This is a genomic window from Pseudomonas sp. OV226 (genome assembly GCF_003148705.1).
GTDB lineage: Bacteria > Pseudomonadota > Gammaproteobacteria > Pseudomonadales > Pseudomonadaceae > Aquipseudomonas.
The window spans coordinates 534,858-554,072 of sequence record NZ_QGGS01000003.1; the positions used below are offsets into that span (position 1 = coordinate 534,858).

The 19,215-nt window shown below is 60.7% G+C and carries 20 protein-coding genes; 8 read left to right on the plus strand and 12 right to left on the minus strand.

Annotation, left to right across the window (positions count from 1 at the left end; all coding sequences use genetic code 11):
- Positions 1-45 precede the first annotated feature (45 nt).
- A complete protein-coding gene (locus C7534_RS08420) occupies positions 46-939 on the plus strand; it encodes a PA4780 family RIO1-like protein kinase (RefSeq protein ID WP_046032972.1) in 894 nt (297 codons plus the stop codon).
- A 216-nt stretch (positions 940-1,155) separates the two neighbouring features.
- Complete coding sequence (locus tag C7534_RS08425; protein ID WP_109785509.1) at positions 1,156-2,373, plus strand: MFS transporter; 1,218 nt, start codon at positions 1,156-1,158, stop codon at positions 2,371-2,373.
- On the opposite strand, the gene cueR is transcribed toward C7534_RS08425, so the two are convergent.
- The 3 genes from cueR to C7534_RS08440 all read right to left on the minus strand — a co-directional run bounded on the left by cueR (position 2,327) and on the right by C7534_RS08440 (position 5,633).
- Positions 2,327-2,740, minus strand: a complete 414-nt coding sequence (gene cueR, locus C7534_RS08430; protein WP_046032970.1) for a Cu(I)-responsive transcriptional regulator — start codon at positions 2,738-2,740, stop codon at positions 2,327-2,329. The two genes, C7534_RS08425 and cueR, sit on opposite strands and share 47 nt — an antisense overlap.
- On the minus strand, positions 2,737-5,130 hold the full coding sequence (locus tag C7534_RS08435) for a heavy metal translocating P-type ATPase (RefSeq protein WP_109785510.1): 2,394 nt from the start codon (positions 5,128-5,130) through the stop codon (positions 2,737-2,739). The genes cueR and C7534_RS08435 overlap by 4 nt, the downstream gene beginning before the upstream one ends.
- Before the next feature lie 119 nt (positions 5,131-5,249).
- Complete coding sequence (locus tag C7534_RS08440; protein WP_109785511.1) at positions 5,250-5,633, minus strand: hypothetical protein; 384 nt, start codon at positions 5,631-5,633, stop codon at positions 5,250-5,252.
- 147 nt (positions 5,634-5,780) lie between these two features.
- On the opposite strand from C7534_RS08440, the gene C7534_RS08445 reads away from it, so the two are divergent.
- Together C7534_RS08445 and C7534_RS08450 are read left to right on the plus strand one after the other, a co-directional pair.
- Positions 5,781-5,978 carry a cation transporter gene (locus tag C7534_RS08445; protein WP_046032967.1) on the plus strand — a complete coding sequence of 66 codons (198 nt, stop codon included), beginning with the start codon at positions 5,781-5,783 and terminating at the stop codon, positions 5,976-5,978.
- Positions 5,979-6,086: 108 nt separating this feature from the next.
- Positions 6,087-7,283, plus strand: coding sequence for a multidrug effflux MFS transporter (locus C7534_RS08450; RefSeq protein WP_109785512.1), 1,197 nt, complete (start codon positions 6,087-6,089; stop codon positions 7,281-7,283).
- An 8-nt stretch (positions 7,284-7,291) separates the two neighbouring features.
- Here the strand turns inward: C7534_RS08450 and C7534_RS32595 are convergent, their stop codons facing one another.
- The 3 genes from C7534_RS32595 to C7534_RS08460 all read right to left on the minus strand — a co-directional run bounded on the left by C7534_RS32595 (position 7,292) and on the right by C7534_RS08460 (position 9,147).
- Complete coding sequence (locus C7534_RS32595; RefSeq protein ID WP_175649049.1) at positions 7,292-7,462, minus strand: hypothetical protein; 171 nt, start codon at positions 7,460-7,462, stop codon at positions 7,292-7,294.
- Between the two features lie 150 nt (positions 7,463-7,612).
- A complete protein-coding gene (locus C7534_RS08455; protein ID WP_046032965.1) occupies positions 7,613-8,626 on the minus strand; it encodes a zinc-binding alcohol dehydrogenase family protein in 1,014 nt (337 codons plus the stop codon).
- A gap of 227 nt (positions 8,627-8,853) precedes the next feature.
- Complete coding sequence (locus C7534_RS08460; RefSeq protein ID WP_109785513.1) at positions 8,854-9,147, minus strand: putative quinol monooxygenase; 294 nt, start codon at positions 9,145-9,147, stop codon at positions 8,854-8,856.
- Between the two features lie 118 nt (positions 9,148-9,265).
- Between C7534_RS08460 and C7534_RS08465 the strand changes: the two genes are divergently transcribed.
- Positions 9,266-10,195 (plus strand): LysR family transcriptional regulator, encoded by a 930-nt coding sequence (locus tag C7534_RS08465; RefSeq protein WP_046032963.1) that lies wholly within the window; start codon positions 9,266-9,268, stop codon positions 10,193-10,195.
- 317 nt (positions 10,196-10,512) lie between these two features.
- Positions 10,513-11,247, plus strand: coding sequence for an ArsR/SmtB family transcription factor (locus C7534_RS08470; RefSeq protein ID WP_109785514.1), 735 nt, complete (start codon positions 10,513-10,515; stop codon positions 11,245-11,247).
- A 33-nt stretch (positions 11,248-11,280) separates the two neighbouring features.
- On the opposite strand, the gene C7534_RS08475 is transcribed toward C7534_RS08470, so the two are convergent.
- The 3 genes from C7534_RS08475 to C7534_RS08485 form a co-directional block, all read right to left on the minus strand.
- The gene (locus C7534_RS08475; protein WP_046032961.1) at positions 11,281-12,234 is read right to left on the minus strand and encodes an adenosine deaminase; all 954 of its coding nucleotides are present in this window, start codon (positions 12,232-12,234) and stop codon (positions 11,281-11,283) included.
- Between the two features lie 82 nt (positions 12,235-12,316).
- Positions 12,317-13,282, minus strand: coding sequence for an isopenicillin N synthase family dioxygenase (locus tag C7534_RS08480; protein ID WP_109785515.1), 966 nt, complete (start codon positions 13,280-13,282; stop codon positions 12,317-12,319).
- Positions 13,283-13,439: 157 nt separating this feature from the next.
- Entirely contained in the window at positions 13,440-14,522 is a 1,083-nt protein-coding gene (locus tag C7534_RS08485; RefSeq protein ID WP_077432445.1) for a BMP family ABC transporter substrate-binding protein, read from the minus strand.
- 300 nt (positions 14,523-14,822) lie between these two features.
- Between C7534_RS08485 and C7534_RS08490 the strand changes: the two genes are divergently transcribed.
- Positions 14,823-15,911 (plus strand): calcium:proton antiporter, encoded by a 1,089-nt coding sequence (locus tag C7534_RS08490; protein WP_109785516.1) that lies wholly within the window; start codon positions 14,823-14,825, stop codon positions 15,909-15,911.
- Positions 15,912-16,008: 97 nt separating this feature from the next.
- Here the strand turns inward: C7534_RS08490 and C7534_RS08495 are convergent, their stop codons facing one another.
- From C7534_RS08495 to C7534_RS08505, 3 genes are all read right to left on the minus strand, one after another.
- Complete coding sequence (locus C7534_RS08495; protein WP_109785517.1) at positions 16,009-17,367, minus strand: 8-oxoguanine deaminase; 1,359 nt, start codon at positions 17,365-17,367, stop codon at positions 16,009-16,011.
- Positions 17,368-17,621: 254 nt separating this feature from the next.
- Positions 17,622-18,308, minus strand: a complete 687-nt coding sequence (locus C7534_RS08500) for an SDR family oxidoreductase (protein WP_109785518.1) — start codon at positions 18,306-18,308, stop codon at positions 17,622-17,624.
- 25 nt (positions 18,309-18,333) lie between these two features.
- Complete coding sequence (locus C7534_RS08505; protein WP_077432433.1) at positions 18,334-18,684, minus strand: MerR family transcriptional regulator; 351 nt, start codon at positions 18,682-18,684, stop codon at positions 18,334-18,336.
- Positions 18,685-18,766: 82 nt separating this feature from the next.
- Here C7534_RS08505 and C7534_RS08510 point away from each other — a divergent pair, with 82 nt between their 5' ends.
- Entirely contained in the window at positions 18,767-19,207 is a 441-nt protein-coding gene (locus tag C7534_RS08510) for a hypothetical protein (protein WP_109785519.1), read from the plus strand.
- The last annotated feature ends 8 nt before the right edge of the window (positions 19,208-19,215 follow it).

The window sequence follows — 19,215 nt, forward strand, 5'->3', positions numbered from 1 at the left end:
ATGACTTTCGCGTGTTTGGTAATAAAGGACCCACAATAAAAGCTGATGAAGACTCCAAAACGCATTGAACCCCTGATCGAGGACGGTCTGGTCGACGAGGTGCTGCGCCCACTCATGAGTGGTAAAGAAGCAGCTGTTTATGTGGTGCGCTGCGGCAACGAGTTACGTTGCGCGAAGGTCTACAAGGAGGCGAATAAACGCAGTTTCCGTCAGGCGGCCGAGTACCAGGAAGGCCGCAAGGTGCGCAACAGCCGTCAGGCTCGGGCGATGGCCAAGGGCTCCAAGTTCGGCAAGAAAGAAACCGAAGATGCCTGGCAGAACGCCGAAGTGGCGGCTTTGTTCCGACTGGCCGGTGCCGGTGTACGGGTGCCCAAGCCGTATGACTTCCTCGAAGGCGTACTGCTCATGGAACTGGTGGCCGATGAATACGGTGATGCCGCGCCGCGTCTGAACGATGTGGTGCTGGAGCCGGACCAGGCCCGTGAATATCACGCGTTCCTGATTTCGCAGATCGTGCTGATGTTGTGTACCGGTCTGGTGCACGGTGACCTGTCCGAGTTCAATGTGCTGTTGACCCCGGACGGCCCGGTCATCATCGACCTGCCTCAGGCGGTGGACGCTGCGGGTAACAACCATGCGTTCAACATGCTGGAGCGGGATGTTGGCAACATGGCGTCCTACTTCGGACGTTTTGCGCCGGAGTTGAAAAAGACCAAGTACGCCAAGGAAATGTGGGCGTTGTACGAAGCTGGCACCTTGCACCCGGCCAGTGTCCTGACCGGCGAGTTCGACGAGCCGGAAGAACTTGCCGACGTGGGCGGGATCATGCGCGAAATCGAGGCCGCACGGCTGGACGAAGAGCGCAAGCAAGCGATCCGTGCTGCTGACGATGCGCCACCGAGTAAAGCCGAAGAACCGCCTCCGCCCTGGATGCAGTGATGCGCTAAACAAAAACCCGGCTTCGGCCGGGTTTTTTGTGGGTGCCATTTGTTGTAACCGCGTCGCCTCAATCGCGGGCAAGCCACGCTCCCACAAGTTTAGTGTCGGTCCCGAACGCCATGGTCGACACAAAACCTGTGGGAGCGTGGCTTGCCCGCGATGGCGTCAGACCAGACAATCCACAACAGCCATACTCCCCACACTCAAGGACTGAATGTGAACACCTCCACCCGCAACGCCCGACTGATCATTGCCGCCCGTCTGATTTCGGATTTCGGCGCCTTTCTCAACATGGTCGCCCTGGCCACTTACGTTTACCTGCTCAGCAACAGCGCCATGAGTGTCGGCATCTTCCTCGCCAGTCGTGTCGGCGGAGGGATTTTCGCCAGTCTGATCGGTACCGCGTTTTATCGCCGCTGGGGCGGGCGCATGCCGTTGATCGCCTTCGACCTGTTGCGCGCAGGTTTGCTTGGCTTATTGCTGGTGCTGCCGGTTGATCAACAGGCGCTGTTGCTCCCTGTCATCGCATTCGGCCTGGGTTTGGGTAACTCGATGTTTGCCATCGGCCTGAACAGTCAGCTGCCGCACTTGATCGATGGCGAACACCTGCTCAAGACCAATGCCTGGATCACCTCTGCCTCCTCGGCCGCGATGGTCGGCGGCAGTCTGGTGGCGGGGCTGCTGGTCGCGGCGTTTGGTTTTGAAACGGTGTTTGCGCTGAACGTGGTGACGTATCTGTTGGCCGCGTTATTCATCTTGCCACTGCGCTTTTCCATCCCGGTGACCAGTGATGGATCGACCCATGAGCGGGGTGAATGGTCGGCCCTGCGCCAAGGGCTGCGCAATGCACCGGTGGTGGCCGCGATGCTCGCCGTCACCATGGCCGACACCTTGGGCAGCGCTGCACATAACGTGGGGTTGCCGATTGTTTCCAAACTGCTGACCCCAGAATCGGCCAGCACCACGCTGGGACTGATGCTGGCGGTATGGGCCTTTGGGAAATTCATCGGTGCGCGCATTGCCAGTCGCCTGAAAGGCTCGGACAACGCCCACCTGGAGCGGCGATTTTTTCTCGGGGTGTTGCTGATGTCCTGCGGCTTCATCCTGATGTTTCAGCAGCCGACCCTGTACGGCTTGCTCCTGTTTTCCCTGCCCGCGGGGTTGGGCGACGGTTTCTCTGAGGTGGGGCTGATGTCGCGCCTGCAGCGTGAACCGGACAGCCTGCGTCTGCCGATTTTCAGCTTACTGACCCTGCTGCAAATGACCGGGTTCGGCGTCGGCATGCTGATCGCCGCGCCGTTTTACTCATGGTGGACGCCGGGGGCCGTGGTGCTGCTGTTCCACGGCATTCCGCTCACCACGTTGTTGGTGGTGAAGGGGCTGGCGATCAGGGACGAACTGGTTCGGCGCAGCAGCCCGACGCGAGATTCTTGAGGATCGGGCAGTCGGGACGATGGTCGCCCTGGCAGTGCTCAACCAGGTCTTGCAGGGTATCGCGCAGTTGGCCGAGTTCGCGGATCTTCTGGTTCAGTTCGTCGATGTGCTGACGGGCCAGGGCCTTCACATCGGCGCTGGCTCTTTGGCGGTCCTGCCAGAGGGTCAGTAACTTGCCGACCTCTTCCAGCGAAAACCCCAGGTCCCGGGAACGCTTGATGAAGGCCAGGGTGTGCAGGTCGTCGTCACCGTAAACGCGGTAGCCGCTCTCGGTACGATGTGCGGCCTTGAGCAGGCCGATGGACTCGTAGTAACGAATCATCTTCGCGCTCAGGCCGCTTTGGCGGGCTGCTTGACCGATGTTCATCGATTGTCCTCCAGGTCCTTGGGCTTCCAGGTTTTCAACAGTAACGCATTGCTCACCACGCTGACGCTCGACAATGCCATGGCCGCACCGGCCAGCACCGGGTTGAGGAAGCCGAACGCCGCCAGCGGAATGCCGATCAGGTTATAGACGAAGGCCCAGAACAGGTTCTGCCGGATCTTCGTGTAGGTCTTGCGGCTGATCTCCAGCGCCGCCGGCACTAGCCGAGGGTCACCGCGCATCAAAGTAATCCCGGCCGCGTGCATGGCCACGTCAGTGCCGCCGCCCATGGCGATGCCGATATCCGCGGCCGCCAGGGCCGGGGCGTCGTTGATGCCATCGCCGACCATTGCGACCACGCCGGTTTGTTTCAGGGTGGCGACGGTGGCCGCTTTGTCGGCGGGCAGCACTTCGGCGTGGACGTCATTGATGCCCAGCGCCTGGGCGACAACGTTGGCACTGCCGCGATTGTCACCGGTGAGCAGGTGGCTGCTGATGTTCCTTGCGCTGAGTTGTTGCACCGCCTGCAGGGCGCCTGGTTTGAGCGTGTCGCCAAAGGCGAAGAGGCCGAGCACTTTCGATTCGGGGCTTTGTTCGATCAGCCAGGACAGCGTCCGGCCTTCGGTTTCCCAGGCGGTTGCCGAGTCAGCCAATGATCCTGCGTTTAAACCACTTTCTTCCAATAGACGACGATTGCCCAATGCCAGTCGACGACCCTCCAGCGTGCCGGCGATGCCTCGCCCTGTCAGCGATTGACTGTCACTGACATCCGCCAAGTTCAAACCGCGTTCGGCGCAAGCGTCCAGCACGGCCTTGGCCAGCGGGTGTTCGCTACCCCGTTGCAGCGCGCCGGCCATTTGCAGCAGGGCGGATTCGTCACCGTCGATGGCGGTCAAATGCGCGATCCGCGGTGTGCCCGAAGTCAGCGTGCCGGTCTTGTCGAACACCACCGCACTGACTTCATGCGCACGTTCCAGCGCTTCGGCGTCCTTGATCAGTATCCCGTAGCGTGCGGCCACGCCGGTCCCGGCCATGATGGCTGTTGGTGTGGCCAGTCCCAGGGCACAGGGGCAGGCAATCACCAGCACCGCGACGGCATTGATCAGGGCTGTTTCAATCGGCGCGCCGTACAGCCACCAGCCGATGAATGTCGCCAGCGCGATCAGCAGGACGGTGGGCACGAACACCTGGCTGACTTTATCCACCAGTTTCTGGATCGGCGCCTTGGCGGCCTGGGCGTCTTCGACCAGACGAATGATGCGTGCCAACACGGTTTCCGCGCCCAAGGCCTGGGTGCGCACCAACAAGCGCCCTTCACCGTTGATCGCGCCACCGGTGACCTTGTCGCCGGGTTGCTTGGGCACCGGCAGGCTTTCGCCGCTGATCAGCGCTTCGTCGGCGTGGCTCTGGCCGTCGACCACTTCGCCGTCCACCGGGAAGCGTTCGCCGGGTTTGACCATGACCAGGTCATTGAGGCGCAGGGCACTGATGGCGACGTCTTGTTCGCGACCGTCGATCACCTGAATCGCCCGCTCCGGGCGCAAGGCTTCGAGGGCGCGAATGGCGCTGGCGGTCTGGCGCTTGGCGCGGCTTTCCAGGTATTTGCCGAGCAGGACCAAGGCAATCACCACGGCCGAGGCTTCGAAATACAGGTGCGGCATGCGCCCGGCGGCGGTGGCCCATTCGTAAAGACTCAGGCCGTAACCGGCGCTGGTGCCGAGGGCAACCAGCAAATCCATATTCCCGGCCCCGGCGCGCACGGCTTTCCAGGCTGCCACATAAAAGCGTGCGCCGAAGATGAATTGCACCGGCGTTGCCAGGGCGAATTGCGCCCAGGCGGGAAGCATCCAGTGCACGCCGAATGGTTGCAGCAGCATGGGCAGCACCAGCGGCAAGGCGAGGACGATGGCCATGATCAACGCCCAACGCTCGCGGTGCAGGCGCTGTTGTTGAGTGTCGGTTTGCGGGTGTTCGACTTCCCAGACGCTGGCGGAGTAACCCGCTTTGGTCACCGCCGCGATCAGGGTTTGCGGATCGACGTGGCCGAGCAGTTCGAGGTGGGCGCGCTCGTTGGCCAGGTTGACGCTGACGCTCTTCACGCCCGGCACCTTGGCCAGCGCACGTTCGACCCGGCCCACGCACGAGGCGCAGGTCATGCCGTCGATGCTCAGTTCCAGAGTGTGCCGGGGCACGCTGTAGCCGGCCTGTTCAACCGCCGCCATCAACGCCGGCAAACTGTCGCTGGGCGCCTGGACTCGGGCCTGTTCAGTGGCCAGGTTGACGCTGACGGCGGAGGCGCCGATGACTTTGCTCAAGGCGCGCTCGACACGCCCGGCGCAACTGGCGCACGTCATGCCGGCAATCGGCAAATCGAAAGTGGTGGATTCGGACATCGCTCACGCTCCCTGTAGTAGAGACCTACAGGATCAACCTTGCCATGCTGGCAAGGTCAAGCGCCATTATTTATGGCACCGCGATCGTTCCCACGCGGAGCGCGTGAACGATCAGCGGGTCAATATTCCAGGTCTGCTCGCTTGAGGTGCATCCCTTCTTGCGTCATCGCAATCCGGTACTTCAACACATCACCCGCCTTGAGCGAGATGATCTGCGAACCCGGCGCGAGCATGCCCGGGTTGCAACCCGGCGCCTGGCCCGGCAGCAGCTTGAGGCGCAAGGACACATTGCCCGGCGGCAGGTTGAACGAGGTGCTTTGTTCCTGGAACAGTCGAGCAGATAGTTGATCCTGGATGTACACGCCGATTTCGCAGGAGGTGGCGACTTCCAGGCGCTCGCGGGAAATGATCAGTACGCCATAGTCCTCCCCGGCGGCTTGAACCGAAGGTGTCGCGGCAAAGAGGCTGAGGAAGCCAAACAGGCTGAGAGCTGACCAGCGCATGGCTGAATCTCCTGAAGTCGAGTCATTGATGCACGCAGCTTGGCCGAGCGCGACGCCGATTGCCAGCCCGGCAGTTTGTTCAAGAACTTGACCTTGCCATGGTGGCAAGCTCGAGACTGCACGCAATCTCAACAAAGGAGCCACACCATGCAAGTGTTCAACGTTCAAGGCATGTCTTGCGGTCACTGTGTCAAAGCCATCACTCAGGCACTTCAAGCCATGGATCCGGCGGCCAGCGTGCGGGTCGATCTGGCGGCCAAGGAAGTCGGCGTTGAAAGCGCGTTGACGGTCGAGCAAGTGATCGCCGCGATCAGCGAAGAAGGCTACGAGGTCAAAGTCGCCTGACACAAGGCATTCAGTGTTTTTTAATAGTTAGCGAGCTATCGGAATGTTCAAGGCGTTCATGCACGGCTAGACTGTCGGCCTGCTGACTCATGCCCAACTGGATGCCTGATGAACTTTCGTACCATTTTGATTCTTGGCGCCCTCAGCGCTTTCGGTCCGCTGGCGATCGACTTCTATCTGCCGGCCTTCCCGGCGATGGCACTCGCCTTCGGCACCGATGAACAACACGTTCAACTGACACTGGCGGCGTATTTCCTCGGCTTGTCGATTGGCCAACTGGCTTACGGCCCGGTGGCCGATCGTTTCGGTCGGCGCATTCCATTGCTGGCCGGGGTTGGTTTGTTCACCCTTGCGTCGCTGGCCTGTGCCTATGCACCGAGCCTGGAATGGCTGATCGGCGCACGATTTGTCCAGGCGTTGGGCGGTTGTGCGGGCATGGTGATATCCCGTGCGGTGGTCAGCGATAAATGCGATGCGGTGGGTTCGGCGAAAGTCTATTCGCAACTCATGCTGGTCATGGGCCTGGCGCCGATCCTCGCGCCGATGCTCGGCGGCTTGCTGGTCAACACCACGGGCTGGCAGTCGATTTTCCTGGCGTTGACCGGTTTCAGTGCCTTGGCTGCGCTGGCCGTGGCGCTCGGGTTGCCGGAAAGCCTGCCCGCACACATGCCGCGTCAGCCGTTGTCCGGGGCTTTTCGGCAGTACGGTCGCCTGTTGTCGGATCGGATCTTTCTCGGTCATGCCTTGACGGGCGGCATCGCCATCGCCGGCATGTTTGCCTACATCGCCGGTTCGCCGTTCGTTTTCATCAAGCTCTATGGCGTACCGGCCGAGCATTTCGGCTGGCTGTTCGGCACCAACGCGGCGGGGTTCATTCTGGTGGCGCAAGTCAATGCGCGATTGCTGGCCAAGCGGGGTCCGGCGTTCTTGCTGGCGCGTGCGGTGTGGGTTTACCTGACCGCCGGTTTGACGCTGCTCGCCGTCAGCGCCTTGCACCCCGCGCACTTGTGGCCTCTGCTGATTCCACTGTTTATTTGCATCGCCAGCCTCGGCTGCATTTTGCCCAACGCTTCGGCGTGTGCGATGAACGGGCAGGGCGCCCGCGCCGGCAGTGCGTCGGCGATGCTTGGGTGTCTGCAATTCAGCGTCGCGGCGGGTGCCGCGGCGCTGGTCGGTGTTTTACACGATGGCAGTGCCGTACCGATGGCGATGGTCATCAGCCTGTGTGGTGTTCTGGTGGTGAGCGCGGCGATGTTCACCCGGCGTTTGCAAAAGGTTCGGGCGTTGGCGCAAGCGCAGGCCTGAAGACGGGGTCAGCCAGCGGCTCGCTGCTGGCGACCGGGAATTTGATGGGGGGCGTAAAGGCGTGCTTCGAGGGTTCGGGTAAAGGCCAGAGCTTCGGCTTCGCTGCGAAATGTCACGGCATGCTGGTCCAGGCGGACCTGCCATTGAGATTTAGCCAATTCTTTTATCAGGATCTTCATTGCTGACCTCTCCTCTCGTAATAACTGCCACGTAAAGATTGTGCCGCAGAGGTTTCGATTGTAGTCCTGAATACGATCGCTATTGTGACAGGCGTCAACTCTCAGACTGACGGTGTCGTTCCTTCAGGAACGACACTGTTTCATCATGTTTCAGAACCCTTCCAGCACAATCTTGCCTTTGGCTTTGCCGCTCTCCAGCAGCGCATGGGCACGGCGCAGGTTGGCCGCGTTGATGCTGCCGAAGTGCTCGCCGACCGTGGTTTTCAACGTCCCGGCGTCGATCAGCGCGGCGATGCGGTTCAGCAACTTGTGTTGCTCGATCATGTCTGCGGTTTCGAACAGCGAGCGGGTGTACATGAACTCCCAGTGCAGTGACAGGCTCTTGCGTTTGAGCTTGGTCACGTCCAGTGACTTGGGATCATCGATCAGCGCCAGTTTGCCTTGCGGCGCCAGCGCCTCGACCAATTGATCCAGGTGCTGATCGGTCTGGGTCAGGCTGGCGACATGGGTCACGTATTCCACCCCGGCACGCTTGAGCGCTTCGCTCAACGGTTGGCTGTGATCGATCACCAGGTCCGCGCCCAACTCACGAACCCAACTCTGGGTTTGCGCGCGGGAAGCGGTGCCGATGACCTTGAGCCCGGTCAGTTGACTGGCCAGCTGTGTGAGGATCGAACCCACCCCACCCGCCGCGCCGACGATCAGCAGGCGCTGGCCTTCGTCGGTTTGGCCTTCACGCACTTGCAGGCGTTCAAAGAGCAATTCCCAGGCGGTAATCGCGGTCAGTGGCAGCGCGGCGGCTTCAGCGAAACCCAGGGTTTTCGGCATGTGGCCGACGATCCGCTCATCCACCACATGCCGTTCGCTGTTGCCGCCGGCACGGGCGATGGAGCCGGCGTAAAAGACCTTGTCGCCAGCCTTGAACAAGGTCACGTCTTTACCGACAGCCTTGACCACCCCGGCCACGTCCCAACCCAGCACCTTGGCCGCGCCGTCTTCAGGCTGGACGTTTTGGCGGACTTTGGTGTCCACCGGGTTGACCGAGATGGCTTTGACGTCCACCAACAGGTCGCGCGGGCCCGCAACCGGTTCCGGCAACTCGATGTCTTGCAGGGATTGTTCGTCGCTGATCGGCAACGAGGTGTAATAGGCGATGGCTTTCATACAGGGGTTTCCGAAAGGTAATAAAAGAAAGGGGACAGCCTGATACCGATCATTTAAGCCGAGGCGCACTCCGTAGCAGCTGGCGAAGCCTGCGTTCGGCTGCGGAGCAGTCGTAAATCCTGTACGCGCGGATTTCCTGAAACACCGCATCGCCTGATTTCACGACTGCTCCGCAGCCGAACGCAGGCTTCGCCAGCTGCTACAAAAGTGCGGATCGGCACTAGGGATCAGGCCACGGTGCGCAGGCGCTTGAGATCAAAGTGTTCGAGAAAATCGCCGGCCTTGGCCCGGAAATTCTGGATGTGGGCGCTGGCGTCATGCGCCTCCAGGGCTTCGTCGCTGCTCCACTGCTCGATCATGTAAAAGGCATGCGGATTGGCGAGGTCCTGATGCAGATCGTATTGGCCGCAACCGGCCTCGGCGCGGGTTGGTTCCAGCAGTGCACGCAGGTGCCGTTCAAGGGCCTCTTGCTGGCCGGCTTTGGCGATGAGCGTGGCAATGGCGGTAAATGGCTGGGACATGGACGACTCCGGGAGCGTAATGAATTCGATGGCACAGATGATTGGCTATTTCACAGCAAGATAAAACCCGCTAAAAGAGCAGTCTCTTTCAATATTTTTTTGATAATCGAGGCTGAAAATGCTGCGTTTCGATGACTTGCAGTTGTTCGTCCGGGCTGCCGACCTGGGGAGCCTGTCGGCGGCGGCGCGGGTGATGGACATGTCGGCGGCCGTGGCCAGCGCGGCGTTGAAGCGCATCGAACAGCAACTGGGCGCGCGGTTGCTCGCGCGTTCAACCCGCAGCCTGCGCCTGACCGCCGAAGGCGAGGGGTTCCTGGAATATGCCCGCGCCGCCCTGAGCAATCTGGACGAAGGACGCCGCTTGCTGGCCAGTGGTCAGGACCAGGTCAGCGGGATTTTGCAACTGTCCGCACCGTCGGACTTCGGCCGCAATCTGTTGTTGCCCTGGCTGGACGAGTTTCAGCGTGAGCACCCGAAACTGACCGTGCGGCTATTGCTGGGAGACCGCATTGCCGACCTGTTCCGCCAACCGGTGGACATTGCCCTGCGCTACGGCGAGCCGGAAGACTCTAGTCTGGTGGCATTGCCCATCGCCCCGCAGAACCGCCGGGTGTTGTGTGCGGCGCCCGCTTACCTGGCCAGACATGGCGAGCCCCGGCAGCTCGAGCAACTGGCTCAGCACAATTGTTTGTTATTCATGCTCGGCAGCCGGGTCCACGATCACTGGAGTTTCCATGACGGCAAGCGCGAGGTTGGCCTGACCGTCAGTGGTGACCGTTTCAGTGACGATGCCGATGTCGTCCGGTTGTGGGCCGTTGCCGGCGCGGGGATCGCCTACAAGTCCTGGCTCGATGTCGCCGCCGATGTACTCGCCGGGCGACTGAAGGTGCTGATGCCGGAGTTGCTCTGTGAGCGCGCTCCTCTGAATTTGCTGTGCGCTCATCGCGCACAATTGAGTAAGCCGGTGAACCTGTTACGGGAAATGCTTGCCAGCCGATGCGCTCAATTAGGCAGTCAATTTCCGACGATAGCGGGGATCGATCATTAGTCGCAGGCAAATAGCGAAATTTCTCTCAGCAACTATCACCACCCACGGTTTCCCACGGGCAGGAACCGGCGGTTAACGCGCTTATACTAGCGCCGCCTCATGTACGCACCGTCGATCTCGCGATGGCGAGTCCGCGTTCCAGTCGGCGCGGTACCCCGCTCAATCACCCGGCCTTCGCCCTGGCTGCGAAGCAATGGCACAGGGGAGTGGGTGAGCTTCGCCCGGCTTATGGCGGTTTCCGCGTCTTGGCCGACCACACATTACTGGTCAAGATGTCTCTGAGCAGCAGACGAAACGATTCAACAGGGAGTGAATACATGGAACATGCACCTTGCATCAGCCAGATCGCCACATTGCTGGCTGACCCAAAGCGCAGCGCAATGATGTGGGCCTTGATGGACGGCACGGCGCGGCAAACCGAAGAGCTGGCGTTGTTGGCCGGCCTGTCACCCTCTTCGGCCAGCGCACACTTGGGGCGATTGTCCGCAGGCGGTCTGTTGAGGGTTGAAATCCGTGGCCGAAAGCGATTTTTCCGCTTGGCGGCCCCCGAGGTCGGTGCAGCCATCGAGGCATTGGCCAGCGCGACCCTGGCCAGCACGCCACAAGAAGTCCCGGATGTTTTCAAGCGCCCGAACCCCATCGCCAAACCTCAGGCCGCGCCTTCGTCACTGCTGCGGGCCAGACTGTGCGATGACCATTTGGGAGGCACCCTGGCCGCCGACCTTTACCAGCGCCTGCTGGATGCAGGCTGGATCGAACAGATCGATCAGCGGGTCATGATTACTCACAAGGGCTCAACCCAACTGGCGACACGAGGTGTGTTCATCCAGGCACTGGCCCATCGCAACAGCAGGGTTGCCTGTGCCTGTCCCGACTGGAGCGAAAGACGCCCGCACATGGGCGGTTCACTGGGCGCGGCACTGTTGCAATTGTTCATGCAGTCGGGCTGGTTGAGCCTGCCCAACGACTCCCGCGCCCTGCAGGTGACCACCGCAGGGCAGCGAGAAATCCATCGCTTCGCCAAAGAGACCGAGCTCGAAATGGCGCTGTAGAGATGCAGCAACCTCCGGTTTATGCGGTGTGGCTTATGGCTTGACCAATCTGGCGTCCAGGCTGTTTTGCGCCAGGCGCTTGGCCTGATCCTGGGTCATGCCCAAGTCGGTGTACAGCGCATGGAAGTTCTCGGTCACGTAGCCGCCGAAGTACGCCGGGTCATCGGAGTTCACGGTCACTTTCACGCCACGCTCGAGCATGTCGAGAATGTTGTGCTGGGACATGTGATCGAACACGCAGAGTTTGGTGTTCGACAACGGGCACACGGTCAGCGGGATCTGCTCGTCGATGATTCGCTGCATCAAACGCTCGTCTTCGATGGCGCGCACGCCATGGTCGATGCGCTGGATTTTCAGCAGGTCGAGGGCTTCCCAGATGTACTCGGGCGGGCCTTCTTCACCGGCGTGGGCCACGGTCAGGAAGCCTTCGTGACGGGCACGGTCAAACACACGCTGGAACTTGCTGGGCGGGTGGCCCATTTCCGAACTGTCCAGGCCCACGGCCACAAACGCATCACGGAACGGCAGCGCCTGGTCGAGGGTTTTCTCGGCTGCTTCTTCGCTCAAGTGGCGCAGGAAGCTCAGGATCAAACCGCTGGTAATGCCCAGTTGTTGCTCGCCATCCTTGAGGGCCGCAGCGATGCCGTTGAGCACCACTTCGAAGGGCACGCCACGGTCGGTATGGGTTTGTGGATCGAAGAACGGTTCGGTGTGAATCACGTTCTGCGCCTTGCAGCGCAACAGGTATGCCCAGGTCAGGTCGTAGAAATCCTGAGAGGTGCGCAACACGTCGGCGCCCTGGTAATACAGGTCGAGAAACTCTTGCAGGTTGTTGAAGGCGTACGCCTTGCGCAGGGTTTCGACGTCGCTCCATGGCAGGGCGATCTTGTTGCGTTCGGCCAGGGCGAACAGCAACTCAGGCTCCAGCGAACCCTCGAGGTGCAAGTGCAATTCTGCCTTGGGCAGGGCGTTTAGCCAGTCGTACATAATCTTTTCTCATCAGGTGCAGATGGCGAGCATTCTACAGATGCCCGTGGAAACAATTAGCAAAACCTGACCAGCCGGTTGATTACACCGCTTCCTGTTCCCGTCGATAGGCGTAGGTATCGGCAAAACGCGAAAGCAGGAATTGCGCGCAGGTAGTGGCCGGGTATTTCGCCAGGTGCTGCTCATCCTGGCAACCCGGCAGGCATTCGATGGCGGTGTCGGGGTGCGGTTCGGCAAAGAACGGCATCGAATAACGGTCCACACCGAACGGGCTGATCACCCGGTGCGGCGTCGACAGATACCGGTCGTTGCTCCAGCGCGCCATCATGTCGCCGAGGTTGACCACAAAAGTCCCTTCGATCGGCGTCGCGTCGATCCACTCGCCCTTTACGTTTCGCACTTGCAGCCCGCCGGCAGTGTCCTGATACAGCAGGGTGATGCAGCCGTAATCGGTGTGAGCGCCCGCGCCTTGTTGTTCATCGGAGCTGGCGGTGTGGCGTGGCGGGTAGTGGATCATGCGCAGCACGCTGACCGGCTCGTTGAAACGGCTATCGAAAAAATCCCGCTCGATGCCCAGCGCCAGCGTCATCGCCCGCAACAGGGTTTGCGCCAGGGATTGCATGTCGACGTAGTGCTGCTCCATCAGTGATTGCCAGCCGGGCAGCGCGGGATGTCGATTGGGGCCGCGCAGCGGTTTCTCCGCCAGCACGTCGGGATGATCGGCGGGCAGGTGCAGGCCCATGTCGAACGTTTCCTTGAGGTCGCTGGGCTTGCTCGGGTCGAGTTGTTCGGTGGCGATGGCGCCGTAGCCTCGATGGTGGCGGGTCTGGGTGATGTCGATCTTGAGTTTTTCGGCGCTGGGTTGGGCGAAGAAACGTTTGACATGGTCAAGCAGGGCGTCGATGCGTGCCGGGCTGATCGGGTGCCCCTTGATATAGAAGAAGCCCCACTCCCGGCAGGCCTGATCGATTTGACTGGCGACGGATTGCCAGGCGGTTTGGTCATCGCTGTAGAGCGGGCTGATGTCGATGATCGGGAGCTGGTTCATGCGCAATTCTCAAGAACGCTGAAATTCATTGTAGGAGTGAGCCTGCTCGCGATGAGGTCGTCACATTCAACATCCATGTTGACTGATAATCCGCTATCGTCGGAACGCCGCCCGGAGCCGGCTCACTCCTACAAGGGTTTTGTGTGAGGAGTAAAAATTACTTCGGAATATCGGCCTTCATGCCTTCGACGTAGTAGTTCATCGACGCCAGTTGCGCAGTGGTCGCACTGACGCCTGCCGGGATTTTCTCGGTGCCGGCCTGATCCTTGATCGGCCCGGTAAACGGCTGCAACGCGCCACTCTTGATGTCGGCAATGATCTGCTCGGCTTCGGTTTTCACCGCCGCAGGCACCAGGTCGCTGATCGGCAGTTCAACCGTGCCTTCCTTCAAGCCGCCCCAGTAATCCTGCGATTTCCAGTCGTGGTCGAGCACGCTTTGGGTCGCTTGAACGTAGTGCGGGCCCCAGTCGTTGACGATGGAGGTCAGCACGGCTTTCGGGCCGAAGTGCGCCATGTCCGAAGCGTAGCCGACGGCGTACACACCACGACGTTCGGCCGCCTGGATCGGTGCCGGGCTGTCGGTGTGCTGGAACACCACGTCCACGCCCTGGTCGATCAGCGCGTTGGCGGCGTCGGCTTCCTTGCCTGGATCGAACCACGAGTTGACCCACACCACTTTGATCTCGGTGCCGGGGTTGTACTTGTTCAGGGCCAGTTGAATGGCGTTGATGTCGCGGATCACTTCCGGGATGGGGAATGAGGCGACATAGCCGATCTTCTTGGTCTTGGTCATCTTCGCCGCGAGGAAACCGCCGACGTAGCGGCCCTCGTAAGTGCGGGCCAGGTAGGTGCCGAGGTTCTTGTCCTGCTTGTAGCCGGTGGCGTGTTCGAAGGTCACCTTGGGAAACTGCCTGGCGACTTTCAGGGTCGGGTTCATGTAGCCGAAAGACGTGGTGAAGATCAGGTCGTAGTTGTCCTTGGCCATGTTGCGGATTACCCGCTCGGCGTCAGCGCCTTCGGCGACGTTCTCCACGTAGTTGGTGGTGATCTGGTCGCCGAATTTTTCGGCGAGCACTTTGCGTCCCTGTTCATGCTGATACGTCCAGCCGTGGTCACCGATTGGACCGATGTAGACGAAACCGACTTTCAGCGGGACGGCGGCACTGGCGATCAGGCTGGCGCTCAGACCGATGGCGGCGGCGACGGCGCAAAGCAGCTTCTTCAGCGGACGGTTATGCATGAATTCGAACTCCATGTTGTTGTGAGGTTGGCAGGGGCAATGCAAATTGCTGACCAACAGGACAACAAACATCACGAGATCGCGTAACGGCCATCGCGGGCAAGCCCGGCTCCTACATGACCTGCGCAAATCCTGTGGGAGCGGGCTTGCCCGCGATGAGGTCGGTGCGGCCAATAAAAGTGCATGGCCAGACAGGGTTGCCATCCACTGGTGCGCTAAGGTCTAACGAAACGTTAGCGCCGCACCGCAGTCAGTAGCTCACCGCACTGATTTCGCGCCACTGCGCAAAAAGGTATCGCGATGCTCAGACTTCTCAGGCAAGAAACCTTTCTGCTGCTGGCCGTCCTCGCTGCGGTTGTCGCGTACCCGCTGGAGCACTGGATGCTCCACAACGGCCAACCTGTCGCGCTGGCCGCCGGACTGGTGTTGATTGCGTTCATCGTCGCCGCCTCCATGCGCGTCGCCCGTCACGCTGAGTTGCTGGCGGAAAAAGTCGGCGATCCCTACGGCACGATGATCCTGACGCTGGCGGCGGTGCTGGTGGAAGTGGTGATCCTGGCGATCATGATGAGCAACGAAGCCTCAAAGACGTTGGTGCGCGACACGATTTACTCGGCCGTGATGCTCGACATCAACGGCATCCTCGGCCTGGCGGCGTTGATGGGCGGTCTCAAGCACGGCGAGCAGTCCTACAACGATGACTCGGCACGCAGCTACAGCGTGATGATTCTGACCGCCATGGGCGTATCGATGGTGGTGCCGGAGTTCATTCCCGAGGCCAACTGGAAACTCTATTCGGCCTTCACCATCGGCGCGATGGTTGTGCTCTACGCATTGTTCCTGCGGATGCAGGTTGGTCCGCACAGCTACTTTTTCAGCTACAGCTACCCGGAAAAACGCCGCCGGAAAGTCCCGGAAGAAGAACCGGAACCGGTCAATCTGGCGCTGAGTATCGGCACGTTGGTGTTTGGCGTGGTGGTGATCGGTGCGTTGGCCGAAGTGATGTCCAAAACCCTGGATCTGGGCTTGCAAGGAACGGGGGCGCCGCCGGTGATAACTGCGATTCTGGTGGCGGCCATTTCGGCTGCGCCGGAGATTCTGACGGCATTGCGCGCGGCACTGGCCAATCGCATGCAGTCGGTCGTCAACATCGCGATGGGGGCGTCACTGTCGACGGTCATCCTGACGGTGCCGGTGATGGAAGCGATGGCGCTTTACACCGGCCAACCGTTCCAGATGGCGATGACGCCGGTGCAGACGGTGATGATTTTCATCACCCTGATCGTCAGCGCGATCAACCTTAACGATGGCGAAACCAACGCCATCGAAGGCATGACCCACTTTGTGCTGTTTGCGACGTTCATCATGTTGTCGCTGTTGGGCCTTTAAAAGCATCGCGGGCAAGCCATGCTCCTACAGGTACAGCGTCGCTCTCAAGAACGATGCAAATCCTGTAGGAGCAAGGCTTGCCCGCGATGGCGTCCTATCAGACGCCGGCGATCAACTGTCGGGCAGCCTGACTGTGATCGGCAATCAGGCCCTTCAGGTCCAGGCCTTCGACCTGCCCGTCAATCACGCGCCACTTGCCGCCCACCATTACCCGGTCCGCGCGATCCGCGCCACACAGCAGCAACGCCGACACCGGATCATGGCTGCCGGAGAAGCGCAGTTCGTCGAGTTTGAACAGCGCCAGGTCCGCCTGCTTGCCGACCGCCAGTTCGCCGATATCGGTGCGTCCCAGCAAACTCGCCGAACCCTTGGTGGCCCAACCGAGCACCAACTCCGGCGTGATCTTCTCGGCGCCATAACGCAGACGCTGGATGTACAGCGCCTGGCGGGTTTCGAGCATCATGTTCGACGCATCGTTGGACGCCGAACCGTCTACCCCCAGACCGAGCAACGCGCCGGCGGCCGTGAGATCCAGCGTCGGGCAGATGCCGGAAGCGAGGCGCATGTTCGAACTCGGGCAATGGCAAATACCGGTGCCGGCGGTGCCGAGGCGGGCGATCTCGTCCGGGTTGAAGTGGATACCGTGCGCCAGCCACGTACGCGGGCCGAGCCAGCCGACGCTGTCCAGATAATCCACGGTGCGCAGGCCGAAGCGTTGCAGGCAGAAGTCTTCTTCGTCGAGGGTTTCGGCCAGGTGCGTGTGCAGGCGCACGTCGAGTTTGTTCGCCAGCTCGGCGCTGGCCGACATGATCTCCGGTGTCACCGAAAACGGCGAGCACGGTGCCAGCGCGATCTGGATTTGCGCACCGTCGCCGCGTTCATGGTATTCGGCGATCAAGCGCTGGCTGTCGGCGAGAATCACTTCGCCTTCCTGCACGGTTTGCTGTGGGGGCAGGCCGCCGTCCTTTTCGCCGAGGCTCATGGAACCGCGTGTGAGCATGGCGCGCATGCCCAGTTCACGGACGCTTTCGACTTGCACGTCGATCGCGTTTTCAAGGCCTTCGGGAAACAGGTAATGGTGATCGGCAGCAGTGGTGCAGCCCGACAGCAGCAACTCGGCCAGCGCGACTTTGGTGGCGAGGGCGAGTTTTTCCGGGGTAAGACGGGCCCAGACCGGATACAGGGTTTTCAGCCACGGGAACAACGGCTGGTTGACCACCGGCGCCCAGGCACGGGTCAGGGTTTGATAGAAATGGTGATGGGTGTTGATCAGCCCCGGAAGGATCACATGCTCGCGGGCATCGAAGACTTCATGGCAAAGCGTGGAGGGTTGCTGTCCCAGGCCGAGCACTTCGACGATCAAACCGTCTTGCACTACCAGGCCACCACGGGCATCGAGGCCATTGGCAGTAAAAATGGAGAGGGGGTTTTTTAACCAGGTACGGGTCGCAGGCATGTTGGCCGGCTCCTCTGAAAGTGGGGTTCAGGTTAGCCAGCTCAGTGATTACCCTGTCTGCTGATCCAGGGTCGCCGCGGGGGCGAGGGGCGCAGTTTCGGACAAAATGCTGTTCCGGGCAAGCCCGGCCCGACCAGACAACACAAATCCCTGTAGGAGCCGGGCTTGCCCGCGATGCAGGCACCTCGGTCTGTCAGCGAAACCTGGTTGATGCGATCGCGGGCAAGCCCGGCTCCTACAGTCGGCGGAGTTGTTTACCAGGGAATGGTTTCACCCCGGTAATTCACAAAATGATGCCCGCCCTTGCCGGTATAGGCATTGACCTGATCAACCAGACCACGGGTGCTGGTGTCGACATCGATGTCCGCGCCTTCACCGCCCATGTCGGTTTTCACCCAGCCTGGGTGCAGCGACAGCACGGTGAGTTTTTGCTCGCCCAGTTGCGTCACAAAGCTGTTGGTCATGGAGTTCAACGCTGCTTTGCTGGCCTTGTACAACGCCAGTTCAGGCGCGTCGGGCATGGTCACGCTGCCCAGTACCGAACTCATGAACGCCAGCACGCCGCTGTCTGGACGAATCTGTCCGACGAAACGCTGGGCCAGATTGATCGGTGCCACGGCGTTGGTAAAAAATAACTGGCCGACTTCGGCCAACGTGGCACCACCGGGTGTTTGCACGTCCGGGCCCTTGACCCCGGCATTTACAAACAACAGATCGAACACCTCGCCTTTGAGTTGTTCGCTGAGGGCGATCACCGCGGGCTGATCGTCCATGTCGAGTTTCTCGATGCGCACGTCGCCCAACGCCTGCAACGCTTCAGCATTCTGTGGATTACGCACGGTGGCGGTCACTTGCCAGCCGTCGGCCAGCAGGGTTTTCACCAGACCGAGGCCCAGGCCCCGGGAGGCGCCGATGATAAGGGCGGTTTTTGCCTTGGACATGAGTGGCTTCCTTGAAAAATGAGGATCATGGATTCAGTGGACAGCGTTGCCCGAGCCGTTGTTGCAACTCGTGACGCAACGCGCCGAGTTCATCCATCCGGGCTTCGATCAGTTTGAGTTTGTCTTGCAGCAATTGCGTGACGGCACTGTCTGGATCAGGTGATTGCCAGATGGCCGCGACGCTGTTGCCGATTTCGCCGAGGGTAAACCCCAGTCGTTGAGCGGTTTTGATGTACTGCACCAGTTGCACCATGTCCGCGGGGTAGTCGCGATAACCATTGGCGCTGCGTTGCGCCGCGATCAGTCCGCGCTGCTCGTAGAAGCGCAGCGTGTCGCGGCTGACGGCGCTGGCCTGGGCTAATTCACCGATGCGCATGTTGGCGTCTCGAGAGGGCTTGACCCTGGAGCATACTCCAGGCTTTAGCCTTGTTGCTCCCCGAATTTATGGAGCAATGCCGATGTGGACTTCAGCGCAATATCGCCGGGTGGTGCAAGGCAGTGCCTGGTATGACTTGATCGTGACGGCGGCGTTTGCCACGCCGTGGAGTTTTGCGGCGTTGCATGGAGTGTTGACGAGTGTGAGTCAGGCGTTGGATTTGCCCGGTGAACTGCCTGCGTTTGAACCGATGCACATGCTGATGGCGAACCTGTTGGGGTCGATTGTGTGCGTGTGGGCAGTGCTGCGGATTCGTGATCCGCAGCAGATTTATGGCCGGTATGACGCGGTCGGTCGATTCCTGTTTTCGGCTTGGCAGCTCTATGCCTTGCTGCATGGGGCCAGTTCTTTGCTGGTGGTTTTCCTGATCTTTGAGTTGGCCTGGGGCGTGGTTCAGGTGTTGCCTGTTCGGCAGTCATCGCTGGCAAGCCATGCTCCTACAGGCCCAGCGCCAAACCTGTAGGAGCCGAG

What these genes read in the sequence shown, in the direction of transcription:
- C7534_RS08420 (WP_046032972.1), top strand. Translation starts at nt 46, where the DNA reads ATGAAGACTCCAAAACGCATTGAACCCCTGATCGAGGACGGTCTGGTC.
- cueR (WP_046032970.1), bottom strand. Translation starts at nt 2,740, where the DNA reads ATGAACATCGGTCAAGCAGCCCGCCAAAGCGGCCTGAGCGCGAAGATG.
- C7534_RS08435 (WP_109785510.1), bottom strand. Translation starts at nt 5,130, where the DNA reads ATGTCCGAATCCACCACTTTCGATTTGCCGATTGCCGGCATGACGTGC.
- C7534_RS08440 (WP_109785511.1), bottom strand. Translation starts at nt 5,633, where the DNA reads ATGCGCTGGTCAGCTCTCAGCCTGTTTGGCTTCCTCAGCCTCTTTGCC.
- C7534_RS08445 (WP_046032967.1), top strand. Translation starts at nt 5,781, where the DNA reads ATGCAAGTGTTCAACGTTCAAGGCATGTCTTGCGGTCACTGTGTCAAA.
- C7534_RS08450 (WP_109785512.1), top strand. Translation starts at nt 6,087, where the DNA reads ATGAACTTTCGTACCATTTTGATTCTTGGCGCCCTCAGCGCTTTCGGT.
- C7534_RS32595 (WP_175649049.1), bottom strand. Translation starts at nt 7,462, where the DNA reads ATGAAGATCCTGATAAAAGAATTGGCTAAATCTCAATGGCAGGTCCGC.
- C7534_RS08455 (WP_046032965.1), bottom strand. Translation starts at nt 8,626, where the DNA reads ATGAAAGCCATCGCCTATTACACCTCGTTGCCGATCAGCGACGAACAA.
- C7534_RS08460 (WP_109785513.1), bottom strand. Translation starts at nt 9,147, where the DNA reads ATGTCCCAGCCATTTACCGCCATTGCCACGCTCATCGCCAAAGCCGGC.
- C7534_RS08465 (WP_046032963.1), top strand. Translation starts at nt 9,266, where the DNA reads ATGCTGCGTTTCGATGACTTGCAGTTGTTCGTCCGGGCTGCCGACCTG.
- C7534_RS08470 (WP_109785514.1), top strand. Translation starts at nt 10,513, where the DNA reads ATGGAACATGCACCTTGCATCAGCCAGATCGCCACATTGCTGGCTGAC.
- C7534_RS08475 (WP_046032961.1), bottom strand. Translation starts at nt 12,234, where the DNA reads ATGTACGACTGGCTAAACGCCCTGCCCAAGGCAGAATTGCACTTGCAC.
- C7534_RS08480 (WP_109785515.1), bottom strand. Translation starts at nt 13,282, where the DNA reads ATGAACCAGCTCCCGATCATCGACATCAGCCCGCTCTACAGCGATGAC.
- C7534_RS08485 (WP_077432445.1), bottom strand. Translation starts at nt 14,522, where the DNA reads ATGCATAACCGTCCGCTGAAGAAGCTGCTTTGCGCCGTCGCCGCCGCC.
- C7534_RS08490 (WP_109785516.1), top strand. Translation starts at nt 14,823, where the DNA reads ATGCTCAGACTTCTCAGGCAAGAAACCTTTCTGCTGCTGGCCGTCCTC.
- C7534_RS08495 (WP_109785517.1), bottom strand. Translation starts at nt 17,367, where the DNA reads ATGCCTGCGACCCGTACCTGGTTAAAAAACCCCCTCTCCATTTTTACT.
- C7534_RS08500 (WP_109785518.1), bottom strand. Translation starts at nt 18,308, where the DNA reads ATGTCCAAGGCAAAAACCGCCCTTATCATCGGCGCCTCCCGGGGCCTG.
- C7534_RS08505 (WP_077432433.1), bottom strand. Translation starts at nt 18,684, where the DNA reads ATGCGCATCGGTGAATTAGCCCAGGCCAGCGCCGTCAGCCGCGACACG.
- C7534_RS08510 (WP_109785519.1), top strand. Translation starts at nt 18,767, where the DNA reads ATGTGGACTTCAGCGCAATATCGCCGGGTGGTGCAAGGCAGTGCCTGG.